This is a genomic window from Terrabacter sp. BE26 (assembly GCF_041941675.1).
Lineage (GTDB): Bacteria > Actinomycetota > Actinomycetes > Actinomycetales > Dermatophilaceae > Terrabacter.
Window position 1 is genome coordinate 3,890,545 of record NZ_CP090122.1, and the last position, 16,322, is coordinate 3,906,866.

Consider the following 16,322-nt stretch of genomic DNA (forward strand, 5'->3'; position numbering starts at 1 on the left):
GAGATGTCCGACGACGTCCGAAACCCAGACCACCAGGGTGCCGCCGGTGCCCGAGAGCCCCGTGAACAGGGAGAGACCGGGACCGCCGGCGCAGGTGACCGGGAGCTGGCAGCGCTGCGCGCCGAGGTCCAGTCGCTGCGCGAGGCGGCCCGCCACTCGCCCCAGCGGACGCGCGAGCTCGAGGCCCGCCTGGCCCACGTGCAGACGAGCCTGTCGACGCTCTCCTCGCAGAACGAGCGCCTCGTGCGCACGCTCAAGGACGCCCGGGAGCAGATCGTCAACCTGAAGCAGGAGGTCGACCGGCTCGCCCAGCCGCCGAGCACCTACGGGCTGGTCCTCGACGCCCCCGACGACGGTGCGATCGACATCCTCACCGGCGGGCGCAAGATGCGTGTGGCGATCAGTCCATCGGTCGACCAGCAGAACCTCGGGCTCGGCCGCGAGGTGATGCTCAACGAGGCGCTCAACGTCGTCTCGGTCCACGGCTACGAGCGCGTGGGAGAGGTCGTCACCGTCAAGGAGCGCATCGACGGCGACCGCGTCGTCGTCGTGACCCACGGCGACGAGGAGCGGGTGTGTCGCATCGCGACGCCCCTGCTCGCGGAGGCCATCCGCGTCGGTGACTCCCTGACCCTCGACCCCCGCTCCAACTTCGTCCACGAGGTCATCCCGAAGCTCGAGGTCGAGGAGCTCGTCCTCGAGGAGGTTCCCGACGTCGACTACGAGGACATCGGAGGCCTCTCCGGGCAGATCGAGCAGATCCGCGATGCCGTGGAGCTTCCCTTCCTGCACCCCGAGCTCTACAGGGAGCACGCTCTCAAGCCGCCCAAGGGCGTCCTGCTCTACGGCCCTCCCGGCTGTGGCAAGACGCTCATCGCCAAGGCGGTCGCCGCCTCCCTGGCCCGCCAGGTGGCGGCGCGCACCGGCAAGGCGATGGAGAAGAGCTACTTCCTCAACATCAAGGGTCCGGAGCTGCTCAACAAGTACGTCGGCGAGACCGAGCGGCACATCCGGCTGATCTTCCAGCGCGCACGCGAGAAGGCGTCCGACGGCACGCCCGTCGTCGTCTTCTTCGACGAGATGGACTCGCTCTTCCGCACGCGTGGCTCGGGCGTCAGCAGTGACGTCGAGACGACGATCGTGCCTCAGCTGCTCGCCGAGATCGACGGCGTCGAGCGGCTCGACAACGTCATCGTCATCGGCGCCTCCAACCGCGAGGACATGATCGACCCCGCGATCCTGCGCCCCGGCCGCCTCGACGCGAAGATCAAGATCGAACGCCCCGACGCCGAGAGCGCCCGTGACATCTTCAGCAAGTACCTCACCGCCACCCTTCCCTTGCACGAGCACGACCTTGCCGTGCACGGTGGCGACCGCGACGCGACGGTCGAGGCCATGATCACGGCCGCGGTCGAGCGGATGTACTCCGAGATGGAGGAGAACCGCTTCCTCGAGGTCACCTACCAGGGTGGCGACAAGGAGACGCTCTACTTCAAGGACTTCAACTCGGGCGCCATGATCCAGAACATCGTCGACCGGGCGAAGAAGCTCGCCATCAAGGACTTCCTCACGACCGGCCAGAAGGGCATCCGCGTCGAGCACCTGCTGGCCAGCTGCGTCGACGAGTTCAAGGAGAACGAGGACCTGCCCAACACCACCAACCCCGACGACTGGGCGCGGATCAGCGGCAAGAAGGGCGAGCGCATCGTCTACATCCGCACCCTCATCAAGGGCAAGGACGGCACCGAGCCGGGCCGCTCCATCGCGACGGCCAACACCGGCCAGTACCTCTGACACCTCTGAACCGACACCCTCAACCGACCACGTAGGCCGAGGTGGCCCGCATTCCGGGCCACCTCGGCCTCTCGACGGTTCAGGCGGGCGGGAGGTCCGGTCAGCTGTGCGTGGGCCGCTCGGCGCGGCGGGCGGCATACGCCCCCAATGCGCGCCAGCCCAGCAGGAACGCAGCGAGCACGACCGAGGCGACCACGACGAAGCTCGCTGCGGTGCCCAGGCCGGTCGCGCGGCGCAGCAGCATGCCCACGAGGACGGTGGCGAACCACACGGTGACACCGGGCGCCAGCTCGACCGGCCAGCGTCCGCGCAGCACGCGCACCACGACCCAGCCCAGAAGCGTGCCGACGAGGAACGGCCAGGCCGTGAGCACGGCGCCGAGGGCCGGGCCGGCCTCGCGGTGGCTGGACCTGCCGATGGCGGCGAAGACGAGCACGAGCACGACGTCGAGGACCAGGGCGGGGCCGGGCCGGCGCCACCAGACGGGGCGGGTCACGGGAGCGTGTCGAACGGCAGGCGCGGCTGGGGCGGTGCGTGGGTCGGGTCGACGCCCTCGAACAGCGAGCTGATCGAGCGGCCGTGGTGGATACGGCTGATCGCCTCGGCGAACAGGGCCGAGACCGAGCGCACGGTCAGCTCCGGCCAGTCGTCGGGCGGGGGCACGGTGTCGGTCGTGACGACCTCGGTGACGAACGGGTGGCCGCGGAGGCGCTCGACCGCCTTCCCGGCGAAGAGCCCGTGCGTGCACACGATCGCGGCCTCGGTCGCGCCCGCCTCGTGCAGCCGGTCGATCAGCTCGACCATCGACCCGCCGGTGGCGATCTCGTCGTCGAGCACGATGGCGCGCCGTCCGGCCACGTCTCCCACGATGGCGTCGATGACGACCCGGTCGTCGGCGACCCGCTGCTTCGAGCCGGCGGCGACCGGCAGCCCGAGGAGACGCGCGAACTGGGTGGCCACCTTGGCGTTGCCGAGGTCCGGGCTCACGACGACGGAGCCGGACAGGTCGGTGCCACGGAAGTGGTCGGCCAGCACACCGATGGCGGTCAGGTGGTCGACCGGGGTGGAGAAGAACCCGTGGACCTGAGGGGCGTGCAGGGCCATCGTGAGCACCCGGTGGCAGCCGGCGGTGGCGATGAGGTCGGCCACGAGGCGCCCGCCGAGCGAGATGCGCGAGGCGTCCTTCTTGTCCGAGCGGGCGTAGGCGTAGTGCGGCATCACGGCGGTGATCTGCGCGGCCGACGCGCCGCGCGCCGCATCGATCATCAGGAGCAGCTCCATCAGGTGCTCCTGGGTCGGTGGGACCAGCGGCTGCACGATGTAGACGTCACGCTGGCGGCAGTTCGCCAGCAGCTGCGCCTGCAGGCAGTCGTTGCTGAACCGCTTGATCTCCGCGGGGGAGCGGGTCACCCCGAGGTGGGTGCAGATCCGGTCGGCCAGCTCCAGGTGGGCGGAACCGCTGAACACGACGACGTCGTTCACTTCGAGACCATCCCTCGACCGTCCCCGCCCATCCACACGGACCGGCGTGCTGTTGCAGACTATCGGAGCCCGCGGTCGTGCGCGTGGTCGCGCACCCAGCGCACCAGCTCCGCGCGCGCGGCCACGCCGACCCGCGTGGCGCCGGGAAAGCTCATGAACCCGTGCGGCACGCGCGCATAGTTCGTGTGGCGCGTGTCGACCCCTGCGTCGCGCAGTGCTCTCGCGTACGCGGCGCCCTCGTCGCGCAGCGGGTCCAGGTCCGCCGTCTGCACCAGGGTCGGGGGCAGGCCGCCGAGCTCCTCAGCGTGCAGCGGCGAGACCAACGGGTCGAGCGGGTCGAGCGCGTCCTCCGCGTCGCCGAGGTAGTGCGCGAGGAAGGCGTCCATGTCGACGCGGGTGAGGATCGGGGCCTCGGCGTGCAGCGCCACCGACTCCGAGCTCATGGTGGCGTCCACGGCCGGGTAGACGAGCGCCTGGTGGGCGATGTCGGCACCGCCCTCGTCACGGAGCACCTGCGCCACCACGGCTGCGAGGTTGCCCCCCGCCGAGTCACCGGCGAGGCCGAGCCCGCCGCTGCGCCACCGTGCTCCCGAGGCGTCCGGTGCTCCCGATGCGGCCCAGCGCGCCGCGTCGACGCAGTCGTGCACCGCTTGCGGGGCGCGGTGCTCGGGTGCGAGCCGGTAGTCGACGTTGAGCACCACGACATGGGCGCGGTCGGCGAGCCACGCGCAGATGGGGTCGTAGCCGCGCGTGTTGCCCAGCACCCAGCCGCCGCCGTGGAACCACAGCAGCGCCGGCAGGTCCTCATCCCGGGTGCCCCGGGGCCGGTACGTGCGCACGTGGATGGACTGGCCGTCGCGCGCCGCGAAGCTCGTGCCGGCGATCTCGACCCCGGCCGGCACCGGTCCGGTGACCCAGGTGTACGGGATGCGGGTCGGCGCGAACCACGCTCTGCTACGGGCGATCTCGTCGGGAACGAGGATGCGGTCGCTGCCCCTCGAGCGGTTCAGGGCGCGGACCAGGAGCTTGGTCCGCAACGGCATGTCCCACGAGTCAGTGACCGTCACGCCGTCAGTGTTCCACCGGTCGCCCCCAGATGACACCTGGCCCAGCCTGCCGGCAGTGCGGCAGCGCGTACCCAGCTTCGCGCCCACCCTGCGGCGAATCGGCACCCGGCTCGGGCAGGATTGGCCCATGCCAGGCGACGCGGAGGAGACGCGGCCCCCCACGCAGGGGGCCGCTCCCGGCGACGCACGGCGGCCGGACGACACCACGGGGGAGACCATGCGCCGGACGGAGCACGTGCAGGACGCTCTGCAAGAACAGCCGGAGGTCCAGCCGGCGCAGCAGGCGCGGCTCCCACACCCGTCCTCTTCCGGGCCGGCTCCGGACGTCGAGGTCGTGGAGCCGCCCATCCCCGACCGCGTCCGCCGCCCGGCCGACGGCGTACGCCTGGCCGCGGCCCTGCTGCTCCTGCTGCTCGGCCTGATGGTCGCCGACCTCGCGGCCGGCACCCGTGGGGCCGTCGAGCAGGACCTCACCGACGTCACGAGCGGCCTACCCCGCTTGCTGCTGACCCTCCTGGGGTGGCTGAGCGGCATCGGCGTGCTGCTGCTGCCGATCGCCGTCGGCGCCGACCTGCTCGTACGCCGCCGTCCCATGCAGCTCATCCAGGCACTGGGCGCCGCAGTCGTGGCCGGCGTCCTCGTCATCGTGCTGAGCCTGCTCGTGCAGTCGGGCAACGGCGGCTTCATCACCGGGGTCCTCACCCGGCCCACCCCGGCGGGGCACACCGGCCCGCTCGACATCGTCATCGTCTCGATGGTCGCCCTGCTCACGGTGGCCGACATCTCCGGACGCAAGTGGATCTCGCCGATCGCGACGGGCGTCGTCGTGGCCACCCTCGTCACCACCCTCCTGTCGGGCGCCATGACCCTTGCGGCCCTGACCTGCTCGCTGCTGGTGGGCTGGATCGTCGGGCTCACGTCGCGGCTCGTCTTCGGCGTCAGCTCCACCCGCCCTCCGGGCACCGAGGTGGCCGCGGTGCTCGTGTCGTGCGGCATCCCGCTGGCCAGGCTCGAGCTCATCGACGGCAACGATGCCGGTGACCGCCGCTACCTGGGGGTCACCCCAGACGGTCCGCTCGACGTCCACGTCATCGACCGCGACACCTTCGGGCTGGCCTCCGGCCGCCGCCTGCTGCGCGTGCTCCGCCTGCGCAGCGGCTTCACCCGGCCGCCCGCCCTGACCCTGAAGTCCGAGATCGAGCACCGCACTCTGATGGGGCTCGCGCTGCACGACGCAGGGATCCGGGCCCCGAAGCCCGTCGCCGTCTCGGAGGTCGGTCCGTTCTCCGCCGTCATCGCCTACGTCCAGCCCGAGGGCACCCCGGTCGCCGAGCTCACCGGCGGGCTCGACCGCGCGCAGCTCGAGGCGATCTGGCACATGGCGGGCACCCTGCAGCGGCGTCGGATCGCCCACCGGCAGCTCGGTCCCTCGACCGTCCTGCTCGACGACGCCGGCGGCGTGGCTCTCGGGCGCCTGGGCAGCGGCGACGTCGCCGCCGACGACATCAGCCTGCGCATCGACCTCGCGCAGCTGCTCACCACCGTGGCGCTCGCCGTCGGGCCCGAGCGCACCGTCGCCTCGGCCGTGGCCGCGCTCGGTGAGGACGCCGTGCTGCGGGCCGTCCCGGTGCTCCAGCCCGTCGCGCTCAGCCCCGACACCCGCGCGGCGCTCCGGGCCGCGAAGTCGGTGATCGGCGAGCTGCGGGAGCGGCTCGTGGCCCTGCGACCCCAGGCCGAGCCCGTCGAGCCGGTGGAGCTGCGCCGCATCTCGATCAAGGGCGTCCTGACAATCGTCATGGGTGGGGTCGCCGGCTACCTGCTCCTGACCCAGCTGGCCCAGGTCGACATCGGCAAGGTGGTGACCACGGCGGACTGGCGCTGGGCCGTCCTCCTCGTCCTCTTCGCGGCCGCGACGTTCGCCGGGGCCTCCATCGCCCTGGCAGGCGCGGTGCAGATTCACCTGCGCTTCGTCCGGACCTACATGACGCAGCTGGCCGTCGCCTTCAGCGGCCTCGTCGCGCCCGCGGCCGTGGGCAACATCGCCCTCAACACCCGATACCTGCAGACCTCGGGTCTGTCGCCCACCCTCGCCGGCGCGAGCGTGGGCGTCGCGCAGGTGGCCCAGTTCTGCTCGTACTTCGTGCTGCTCGTGATCTCCGGCGTCCTCGCGGGCACGGGGCCTGCTGTCTCGTTCAGCCCATCGCCGGTCCTCGTGGCGGCCATCCTCGCCGTGGTGATCCTCGCCATCGGGCTGCTCGCCGTGCCCAGGGTCCGGGCGATCCTCACCGACCAGGTCCTCCCGCAGATCAGGGCGGCGCTCCCCCAGGTGCTCGCCGTGCTCCAGCACCCGAAGAAGCTCGCTCAGCTGCTCGGCGGTGCCCTGATGCTCGACATGTCCTTCGTCGGCGCGCTCGTCTGCGCGACGAGGGCCTTCGGTGGCGAGGCGCCGGTGGCCGCCATCGCGGTCGTCTACTTCGCGGGGGCGATCGTCGGCTCGGCCGTGCCGACGCCCGGTGGCCTGGGCGGCATCGAGGCGGCCATGTCGTTCGGTCTCATCTCGATCGGCATCGACAGCGGCACCGCCGTCTCCTCGGTCCTGCTCTATCGCCTCGCGACCTACTGGCTTCCCATCCCGTTCGGGTGGCTCTCCCTCAACCGGCTGCAGAAGGTGGGCGCCATCTGAGCCGGGCGGACGGCATACGCCCACGGCGTGTTCGTGGTCGTGGGGCGCGGACGTCACGAGAGGCCGGGGCGGTTATCGTCGGGCCATGACGGTGCGGCGGATCATGGGACTCGAGACCGAGTACGGCATCTCCGTGCCCGGCGACCCGATGGCCAACCCGATGTTCCTCTCCGGTCAGGTCGTTAGCGTGTATGCCGCAGCCCAGGGCATCCGCTCCAACCAGTCGAGCTGGGACTACGCCTTCGAGGACCCGCTGCGCGACGCCCGCGGCTGGCAGCTCGACCGGCAGAACGCCGACCCGAGCCAGCTGACCGACGTCGAGGACCCCACTCTGGCCAACGTCGTGCTCACCAACGGGGCCCGCTACTACGTCGACCACGCGCACCCCGAGTACAGCTCACCCGAGGTCACCCTCCCGCGTGACGCCGTCACGTGGGACCGGGCCGGAGACGCCATCGCGCTCGAGTCGGTGCGGCTGCTGGCCGCGCGGCCCGGGCAGCCGCCCGTCAACCTCTACAAGAACAACGCCGACGGCAAGGGCCAGTCCTACGGCACGCACGAGAACTACCTCATGCCGCGGCGGACCCCCTTCCCCGACATCGTGCGGCACCTCATCCCGTTCTTCGTGACGCGACAGGTCGTGTGCGGTGCCGGCCGGGTCGGGCTGGGCGTGGACAGCAGGGGAGCGGGCTACCAGATCTCGCAGCGGGCGGACTTCTTCGAGACGGAGGTCGGCCTCGAGACGACGCTCAAGCGGCCGATCATCAACACCCGCGACGAGCCGCACGCCGTCGCCGACCGCTACCGGCGGCTGCACGTCATCATCGGCGACGCCACCCACCTCGACGTCGCGACCCTGCTCAAGGTCGGGACGACCTCGCTCGTGCTCGGGATGATCGAGGACGGCCACCTCACCGAGGACTGGTCGATCCGTCGGCCCGTGGCTGCGCTCCAGACGGTCTCGCACGACCCGTCGCTGCAGGCCACCATCGAGCTGGTCGACGGGCGTTCGGTGACGGCGCTCGACCTGCAGTGGATGTACCTCGAGGCCGCCCGCGCCTGGCTCGACCGGCGCGGCGACGACCCCGAGCCCGAGGCCACCACCGAGGTCATGGCCCTCTGGGAGGAGGTGCTCACCGGCCTCGGCACCGACGTCATGTCGTGCGCACCACTGGTGGACTGGGTGGCCAAGCTGAAGCTGCTCGAGGGCTACCGCTCCCGGGATGGCCTCGACTGGGACCACCACCGCCTCGCGGCCATCGACATCCAGTGGGCCGACGTGCGGCCCGAGAAGGGTCTCGTGCACCGTCTGCGTGACCGCGGCATGGTGCGCGACCTCGTCACGCCTGAGGACGTCAAGGCGGCGCAGACCACCCCACCCGAGGACACCCGCGCCTGGTTCCGGGGCGAGTGCGTGCGCCGCTTCACCGCGCAGGTCTTCTCGGCGAGCTGGGACTCGGTGGTCTTCGACGTCCCGGGGCGCTCGAGCCTGCAGCGCGTGCCGATCCTCGAGCCCGAGCGTGGCACGCGGGCCCAGGTCGGCGACCTGCTCGAGCAGAGCAGCGACGTCGCCGAGCTGCTCCAGGGGCTCGCCACTCCCGAGTAGGGGTGGCCAGCCGGTGCCCCCGTGGACCGGTGCCTGCGACCCCCCGGCGCGAGCTGTTTGGGAAGAGGTCCTCGGATGCCGGGGGCCTGAAGGGTTAGGGTCGAGTCGACAGGTCTTCACGTCTGGGAGGTACCCATGCCGGGTCAGGAGCACGTCAAGCCGCAGCGTCGTGACGAGGAGCCGCCGGAGAGCCCGGAGGAGCCTCCCGCCGCACCCGCCGGCGCCGCCGTCAAGGACGGTCTGAGCGACGACATCGACAGCGTCCTCGACGAGATCGACGGTGTCCTCGAGTCCAACGCCGAGGAGTTCGTCCGCGGTTTCGTGCAGAAGGGCGGCCAGTGACCCCAGCGCCCACGGGAGGCTCGCGACAGCTCGACGACGCCTTCCTCCGGGCCGGGTCGTCGTCTTTCACCGAGTTCGTCGCCGCCTACCGTCCAGAGCTGCTTCCCTCCGCGCGCCGGCTGCCCTCCGGTGCGAGCATCGAGGCACCTCACGGCACCACGATCGTGTCGCTCCTCTTCGAGGGCGGCGTCCTCATGGCCGGCGACCGCCGGGCCACCATGGGCAACGTCATCGCCAACCGTGACATGCAGAAGGTCTTCGCGGCCGACGAGTACAGCGTCGTGGGCATCGCCGGCACCGCGGGCCTGGCGATCGAGCTCGTGCGCCTGTACCAGGTCGAGCTCGAACACTACGAGAAGATCGAGGGCGCCATCATGTCCCTCGAGGGCAAGGCCAACCGCCTCGCCTCGATGATCCGGGGCAACCTCGGCCTCGCCATGCAGGGCCTGACCGTCGTGCCCACGTATGCCGGGTTCGACCTCGAGTCCGCGACCGGGCGCATCTTCTCCTACGACGTCACGGGCGGCTGCTACGTCGAGGACGGCCACCACTCGACCGGCTCCGGGTCCGTCTTCGCGCGCGGCGCGCTCAAGAAGCTGTGGAGGCCCGGGCTCGAGGAGCAGCAGGCGGTGTCCGTGGCCATCGAGGCGCTCTACGACGCGGCCGACGACGACTCGGCCACCGGCGGCCCGGACCTCGGCCGCCGGATCTGGCCGACGGTTGCGGTCGTCGACCACGCCGGCGCCCGTTTCGTCTCCGAAGACGTGCTCGAGGGTCACGTCGAGCGTGTCGTCGCGGCGCGCCGTGACAACCCGGGAGGTGCGCGATGACCATGCCGTTCTACGTCCCTCCCGAGCAGGTCATGAAGGACCGGGCGGACTACGCGCGCAAGGGGATCGCCCGCGGTCGGTCGGTCGTCGTCGTGGGCTACGACAAGGGCATCGCCTTCGTCGCGGAGAACCCGTCGCGGGCGCTGCACAAGGTGTCGGAGATCTACGACCGCATCGCCTTCGCCGCGGTCGGGCGCTACAACGAGTTCGAGAACCTGCGAGTGGCAGGCATCCGCTATGCCGACCTGCGCGGCTACTCCTACGACCGCACCGACGTCACGGCCCGGGCGCTGGCCAACACGTATGCGCAGATCCTCGGCGGCGTCTTCACCCAGGAGTCCAAGCCCCTGGAGATCGAGATCGTGGTGGCCGAGGTGGGCGCCGACAGCGACAGCGACCAGATCTTCCGGCTCACCTACGACGGTTCCGTCGCCGACGAGCGCGGTTTCGTGGCCATGGGTGGCGCCAGCGACGCGGCGGAGGAGCGGTTGCGCAGCGGCTGGCGTCCGGGCATGACGCTCGCGGAGGTGCTGCGCCTGGCGGTCGACGTGCTCGCAGCCGGCGACAACGGCGAGCGACGGGTGCTGGACGAGGCACAGCTGGAGGTGGCGGCCCTCGATCGCGAGCGGCCGCGCCGCTCCTTCCGTCGCATCGTCGGTCCGGTGCTCACGCAGCTCCTCGGCGAGCCGGCCGAGCGTTCGTCGGACGACGCAGGACGCTCCCCGCAGCCCCCGGCCGCCGGCCCGGTGACCTGAGGCAGCTCAGTCGAGTGGCCCGCAGCCAGCAGGCTCCGGCTGACCGGCCGGCCGCGCACGGCCGAACACGCGAGGGCCGCTCCCGAACGGGAGCGGCCCTCGCGCCTGTCAGCAGCGAGTCAGCGGCGGTTCGCGCCGGCTCGCCGGCCCGCGGCGGCCTGCGTCGTCGACGAGCCGCCCCGGGAGGCGTCGGACGAGGCGTCGTCCTCGCCATCGGCACCCTCGCGGCGGGAGTCGGCCGGTGCGCTCGGCTCCTCGGCCTGCTGACCCTGGGCCTGCCGGCCTTCGGCGGTCTCCGCCTCGAGGTCGTGTGCCGTCGAGCTCTCGGCCGCCGTGCCGACCGGCTCCCCATCAGGGCCGGTGACAGTGTCGGGGTCGGCGTCGGGCCCAGCGTCGGGCCCGGCCGTCTCGCTCGCGACGGGCTGCGCCTGGTCCGCCACCGGTGCGGCCTGCGCACCCTTCCCGGGGCCGCCCAAGGACTCCACCGACTCCACGAGGGCGCCTCCGCCGAGCGTCGCGAGCATCTGGCGGACGTTGGCCAGCTGCGCCGTGATGCTGTCGCGCTGCGCGGCGGCCGCAGCCAGCTCCCGGTCGGACTCCTCCCGCAGCCGCGAGGCGTGGTCGCGCGCCTCGGACACGATCTGGTCAGCCTGGCTCTGTGCCGTCTCGAGCATGCGCCGGGCGCGCGAGCGCATCTCCTCGGAGTCGTGCTCGGCGCGCTCGGTCAGCTGGCGCAGGCGCCCCTCGCTCTCGGTGAAGGCCGCCTCCATCTGCTGGCGACGCGCCTCGAACTCGGCCTCGGCCGACTCCCGGCGGGCCGCGAGGCTCACCTCGAGCTCGGCAGAGGCGTTCGTGGACTTGGCCCGCTGCGCCTCGAGCTCGGCGGCCGCCTCCTGGCGCTGGGCCGCCATGACGCTCTGGGCCTCGGCGACGACGGCCTGCGCCTCGCGGGTGGCCTGGGCGATGACGCGTACGGCCTCCTCGTCGGCGCGCGACCGGGCCTGGTCGGCATACGAGGTTGTGGTGGTCTTGAGGTCGGCCGCTGCGCGGTTGGCCCGCTCGCGGATCTCCTCGGCGTCGGCCGCGGCGCGGCTGCGCATCTCGGCGGCCTCCTGGTCGGCGAGCGAGAGGATCTGGGCGATGCGCTCACCGAGCTCGGTGAACGCCTGCCCGGCCGCCGGCGACGCGTTCTTCTTGAGCTCGGCCATGACGCGTGCCTGCTGTCCGAGCTGGCCCCGCAGGTCGGTCAGCGCGGCGTTGAGCCTCGTCAGCTCGACACTCCGCTCGGCGGCGTCCTTCTTGGCCGCCTGCAGGGTGCGGTTCTGCGCCTCGATGAAGGAGTCCACCTCCTCCGGCTCGTAGCCGCGGCGGGAGAACTTGAAGTGGGGTCTGTCGATCATTTCCGTCCAATGCAGAGGAGGTGGAGGACTACGGCATGAGGGGACGGCGACAGTCTGGCAGCAGCCGCTGGGCGACCGCGACCCAGGGCTGAACCGCGTCGGGCGGCTTCGTCACGGCTGCGCGGTCCCTCGCGCCGGTCTCAGTGCAGGCGCACGCGTGGGTCGAGCACGGCATACACGACGTCGACCACGATGTTCGCGACGACGACGGCCGCCGAGGCGAAGAGCACGATGCCGATGATGACCGGCAGGTCCTGCTGGTTGATGGCGTCGATCGCCGTCTTGCCGAGTCCCGGGAGCGAGAAGACGGTCTCGGTGACGACGACGCCACCGAGCAGCGCCCCGACGTCGATGCCGAACTGCGTCACGACCGGGGTCAGGGCGGCTCGCAGGCCGTGTCGCAGGATGACGCGGCGCTCCGCGATGCCCTTCGAGCGCGCGGTGCGCACGTAGTCCTCGCCGAGCACCTCGAGCATCGAGGCGCGGGTCAGGCGGGTGTAGGTGGCTGCCGAGACGAGCGCCAGGGTGAACCACGGCAGCACCATGTGCTGGAACCACGGCCCCAAGCCGTCGGTCAGGGGGGCGTAGCCACCGGGCGGGAAGAGGTCGACCCCGGCCAGGGTGAGGCGGAAGTAGAAGAAGTAGAGCAGGAGCAGGCCGAGCAGGAAGGTGGGCATCGAGTAGAAGAAGAGGCTGAACGCCGTGAGGGACCGGTCGGTCAGCGAGCGGGGCCGGATCGCCGAGAGCACCCCGTTGGTCAGGCCGAGGACCATCCAGATGATGGCACCGCCCACGACGACGGAGACGGTGATCGGGAGGGCGGCTGCCATGATCTCGGTGACCGGCACCTGGTGGTAGTAGTCGTAGCCGAGGTCGCCGTGCAGAGCCTTCCAGAGGAAGTCCGTGTACTGCTTCCAGACGGGCTGGTCGAGGCCGAGGCGGTGTGAGATCAAGGCAACGGTCTCGGGCGTCGCCTGTCGGCCCGCGAGTGTCCGGGCGACGTCGTTGGGTGCGACGAAGAACAGGCCGAAGACCGCGACCGTGATGAGCCACAGGACGAGGATGCCGAGTGCCAGGCGGCGCACGAGGAACCGGGCCATCCCTACCTCCTAGTCCCTGGTCTCGGCGGTCGGGGCGGCCTCGATGGCGTCGACGTCCGCGAGGGGCTCGACCGTGATGTCCGACACCTCGGCCATGATCCGCTCGGCCCGTGGGTCGAAGGCGTCGCGGACGCCGTCACCGAAGAGGTTGAAGGCCAGCGTCGTGATGAGCAGCGCGGTGCCGGGGAACACGACGAACCACCAGGCCACGGTGTAGTAGTTCTGGGACTCGCTGATCATCCCGCCCCAGTCGGCGGTCGGCGGGGGCAGCCCCAGTCCGAGGAAGCTCAAGGTGGCCTCGACGAGGATGACGACCGGGATGAGCAGCGAGGCGTAGACGATGACGGGCGCCAGGACGTTGGGCAGGATGTCGACGAACATGATCCGGCTGTCCGAGGCGCCCAGGGACTTCGCCGCCTCGACGAACTCCCGCTCCCGCAGCGACAGGACCTGGCCTCGGACGATGCGGGCGACGGAGGCCCAGCTGAAGAAGCCGATGACGAGCACGGTGACGAGCAGGCTGGGACCGGTGATCGACACGAGGGCCACCGCCACGAGGATGAACGGCACCGAGAGCACGACGTCGATGAGGCGGGCCAGCACTGTGTCGACGAAACCGCCGAGGAACCCGGCGGCGAGTCCGACGATGACGCCGATCACCACGGTCAGGGCGGTGGCGGCGACGCCGACGAGCAGGGAGATCCGGGCGCCGTACGCGATCCGCACGAAGATGTCGCGGCCCAGGTCATCGGTGCCCAGCCAGAACTCGCGGGACGGGGGAGTCGGCAGCCCGTCGGGCGTCAGACCCGTCTGGCGGTACTGCTCGTTCACGGGGTGGCCGGTGATCGCGGTCGTCACCGGGGCGAAGACCGCCATCAGGACGATGAGGACGATCACGACGAGGGAGATCATCGCGACGCGGTCGCGACGCAGCCGCTGCCACGCGAGCAGCCACGGGCTGCGGCCCTCGATGGCGCGTCGGGTCCCCTCCGGGCCTCCCGTGGACTCGGCGTCCGGCTCGGGTCCGAGGCCCTCGCTCGAGGTGGAGGTGGGAAGGATGCCGCTCACGGTCGTTCGCCTCCTTCGTCGGTCGGGTGTGGCGGGCCCTGCGCGTCCCGGGTCTCGCCGTGCGCTGAGGTCCCGAACGCGGCCGACGGGTCCGAGGAGAGCTCCTCGCCCGCGGCGAGCGGGTGGAAGCAGGCCGTGCGGTGGTCCGGCCGGTCGCCGTGCACGGGCTCCAGTGGCGGAACGGCGGCCGAGCAGTCGGCCTGGGCGCGCGGGCACCTCGTGTGGAACCGACAGCCGGAGGGCGGGTCGGTCGGCGACGGGAGGTCACCGACGAGGATGGTCCGGCTCCGGCTGTCGGCGATGTCGGGGTCGGGAACCGGCAGCGCCGACAGCAGGGCGCGCGTGTAGGGGTGCCGGGCCGTGCCGAACAGCTCCTCGGTGCGGGCGACCTCCACGAGCTGGCCGAGGTACATCACGGCAACCCGGTCACTGACGTGTCGCACGACCGACAGGTCGTGGGAGATGAACAGGTAGGTCAGGCCGAAGTCCGTCTGCAGGTCGATGAGCAGGTTGATGATCTGGGCCTGGATGGACACGTCGAGCGCTGACACGGGCTCGTCGCAGATGATGAGCCGCGGCTGCAGGGCCAGAGCGCGGGCCACCCCGATGCGCTGGCGCTGCCCGCCGGAGAACTCGGCCGGGAACCGGTTGTAGTGCTCCGGGTTGAGCCCGACCCGTTCCATGAGCTCCTGCACCCGGCGCTTGACCTCTCGCCCCGAGCCGATCCCGTGGATGACGAACGGGTCGCCGATGATCGAGCCGACCCGCCGGCGTGGGTTGAGCGAGCCGTAGGGGTCCTGGAAGATCACCTGCACCTCGCGGCGCACGGTGCGCAGCTCCCGCCGGCTCAGCTGCGTGATGTCGCGACCGTCGAAGGTGACGGTGCCGGAGGTCACGTCGTAGAGCCGCGCGATGCAGCGGGCCAGGGTGGACTTGCCGCAACCGGTCTCGCCGACGAGGCCGAGCGTCTCGCCGGTGCGTATCTCGAGGGACACGTCCTCGACGGCGTGGACCAGGACGTCACCGCGGCGCCAGAGGGAGCTCGAGCCGACCGGGAAGGTCTTGGTCACGTGCTCGACGCGCAGGAGCGGCGCGGATGCCGGAGGAGTCGTCTCGCGCTCCGGCGCTTCGGGGTTCGCGGTCACGCCGACTCCTCCTCGCGCACGGTGGCGGGGCGACCCGCGCCAGGGGCCGGTCGCAGCGACGCGCCGTCCTTGGGAAGGAAGCACGCCGAGGTATGCCGTGGGTCCCGGGCCACCGGGTCGAGCCGTGGCACCTCGTGCCGGCAGTGCTCGAAGACGTCCGGGCAGCGGGTGGCGAAGGGGCACTCCTCGGGTGGGTCGATCAGTGAGGGCGGCGTGCCGGCGATGGGCGTGAGCCGCGTGCGCGTGCCGCCCTGGGCCGGCAGCGAGGCGAGCAGCCCGCGGGTGTAGGGGTGGTGGGGGAGGTAGAAGAGGGTGCGGCGCGGTGCGCGCTCCATGGCGCGGCCGGCATACATCACGACGACGTCGTCGGACATCTGGGCGACGACGCCCAGGTCGTGGGTGATCAGGACGATCGCCGTGCCGAACTCCTCCTGCAGTCGTTGCATGACGCCGAGGACCTGCGCCTGGACGGTCACGTCGAGCGCCGTCGTCGGCTCGTCGGCGATCAGCAGAGCGGGGTCGAGGGCCATCGCCATGGCGATCATGACGCGCTGGCGCATGCCTCCGGAGAACTGGTGCGGGTAGTCGTCGAGGCGCTTGGCGGCGCCGGGGATGCCGACGAGCCCGAGCAGCTCGGCGGCCCGGGCGCGTGCCGTCGCAGTCGCCGTCTGGGGTCGGTGCGCCCTGATCATCTCGACGATCTGCCAGCCCACGGTGTAGTAGGGGTGCAGGCTCGAGAGCGGGTCCTGGAAGATCATGCCGATCTTGGCGCCGCGGATGCCCTGGAGGGTCTTGGCCGAGGCCCCGATGAGCTCGACGCCGTCGAAGCGGGCCGAGCCCGAGACCCGCGCGCCGCGGGTCAGACCGGTGATGGTCTGCGTCGCGACGCTCTTGCCCGAACCGGACTCACCGACGATGGCGAGCGTCGTGCCGCGGTCGACGTCGAACGACACCTTCCGAACGGCCTGCACGACGCCGTCCGGAGTCGCGAAGGAGACCGAGAGGTCGCGCACCTCGAGCAGGGCCATGGGGTTCGCCTTTCACCGAGCG

General features: G+C 71.5%; 14 protein-coding genes. 6 read left to right on the forward strand and 8 right to left on the reverse strand.

The features are described 5' to 3' along the window. Positions 1–3: 3 nt before the first annotated feature. Positions 4–1,794 carry a proteasome ATPase gene (gene arc, locus LQK93_RS17725; protein WP_374969080.1) on the forward strand — a complete coding sequence of 597 codons (1,791 nt, stop codon included), beginning with the start codon at positions 4–6 and terminating at the stop codon, positions 1,792–1,794. Positions 1,795–1,894: 100 nt separating this feature from the next. On the opposite strand, the gene LQK93_RS17730 is transcribed toward arc, so the two are convergent. The 3 genes from LQK93_RS17730 to LQK93_RS17740 are packed head-to-tail and all read right to left on the reverse strand — an operon-like array spanning position 1,895 to position 4,343. Further along, positions 1,895–2,290, reverse strand: a complete 396-nt coding sequence (locus tag LQK93_RS17730) for a DUF3054 domain-containing protein (RefSeq protein ID WP_374969081.1) — start codon at positions 2,288–2,290, stop codon at positions 1,895–1,897. Beyond that, positions 2,287–3,276: a ribose-phosphate diphosphokinase gene (locus tag LQK93_RS17735; RefSeq protein WP_374969082.1), complete on the reverse strand. Its 990-nt coding sequence runs from the start codon at positions 3,274–3,276 to the stop codon at positions 2,287–2,289. The genes LQK93_RS17730 and LQK93_RS17735 overlap by 4 nt, the downstream gene beginning before the upstream one ends. 59 nt (positions 3,277–3,335) lie before the next feature. Beyond that, positions 3,336–4,343 (reverse strand): alpha/beta hydrolase, encoded by a 1,008-nt coding sequence (locus LQK93_RS17740; protein WP_374969083.1) that lies wholly within the window; start codon positions 4,341–4,343, stop codon positions 3,336–3,338. Between the two features lie 127 nt (positions 4,344–4,470). On the opposite strand from LQK93_RS17740, the gene LQK93_RS17745 reads away from it, so the two are divergent. The 5 genes from LQK93_RS17745 (at position 4,471) to prcA (ending at position 10,559) form a co-directional block, all read left to right on the forward strand. Then, positions 4,471–7,026, forward strand: coding sequence for a lysylphosphatidylglycerol synthase domain-containing protein (locus LQK93_RS17745; protein ID WP_374969084.1), 2,556 nt, complete (start codon positions 4,471–4,473; stop codon positions 7,024–7,026). Positions 7,027–7,111: 85 nt separating this feature from the next. Then, a complete protein-coding gene (dop, locus tag LQK93_RS17750) occupies positions 7,112–8,632 on the forward strand; it encodes a depupylase/deamidase Dop (protein WP_374969085.1) in 1,521 nt (506 codons plus the stop codon). A 135-nt stretch (positions 8,633–8,767) separates the two neighbouring features. Then, positions 8,768–8,974, forward strand: coding sequence for a ubiquitin-like protein Pup (locus tag LQK93_RS17755; protein WP_374969086.1), 207 nt, complete (start codon positions 8,768–8,770; stop codon positions 8,972–8,974). Beyond that, positions 8,971–9,804, forward strand: a complete 834-nt coding sequence (prcB, locus tag LQK93_RS17760) for a proteasome subunit beta (RefSeq protein WP_374969087.1) — start codon at positions 8,971–8,973, stop codon at positions 9,802–9,804. The genes LQK93_RS17755 and prcB overlap by 4 nt, the downstream gene beginning before the upstream one ends. Continuing rightward, entirely contained in the window at positions 9,801–10,559 is a 759-nt protein-coding gene (prcA, locus tag LQK93_RS17765; RefSeq protein ID WP_374969088.1) for a proteasome subunit alpha, read from the forward strand. Before prcB ends, prcA begins: the two co-directional genes overlap by 4 nt. A 119-nt stretch (positions 10,560–10,678) precedes the next feature. Here the strand turns inward: prcA and LQK93_RS17770 are convergent, their stop codons facing one another. The 5 genes from LQK93_RS17770 to LQK93_RS17790 form a co-directional block, all read right to left on the reverse strand. Next, on the reverse strand, positions 10,679–11,959 hold the full coding sequence (locus LQK93_RS17770) for a hypothetical protein (protein WP_374969089.1): 1,281 nt from the start codon (positions 11,957–11,959) through the stop codon (positions 10,679–10,681). Positions 11,960–12,099: 140 nt separating this feature from the next. Beyond that, entirely contained in the window at positions 12,100–13,059 is a 960-nt protein-coding gene (locus tag LQK93_RS17775) for an ABC transporter permease (RefSeq protein WP_374969090.1), read from the reverse strand. 9 nt (positions 13,060–13,068) lie between these two features. Further along, positions 13,069–14,127 carry an ABC transporter permease gene (locus LQK93_RS17780; protein ID WP_374969092.1) on the reverse strand — a complete coding sequence of 353 codons (1,059 nt, stop codon included), beginning with the start codon at positions 14,125–14,127 and terminating at the stop codon, positions 13,069–13,071. Next, entirely contained in the window at positions 14,124–15,272 is a 1,149-nt protein-coding gene (locus LQK93_RS17785; RefSeq protein WP_374969093.1) for an ABC transporter ATP-binding protein, read from the reverse strand. The genes LQK93_RS17780 and LQK93_RS17785 overlap by 4 nt, the downstream gene beginning before the upstream one ends. Next, complete coding sequence (locus tag LQK93_RS17790; RefSeq protein WP_374969094.1) at positions 15,269–16,300, reverse strand: ABC transporter ATP-binding protein; 1,032 nt, start codon at positions 16,298–16,300, stop codon at positions 15,269–15,271. Before LQK93_RS17790 ends, LQK93_RS17785 begins: the two co-directional genes overlap by 4 nt. Positions 16,301–16,322 lie beyond the last annotated feature (22 nt).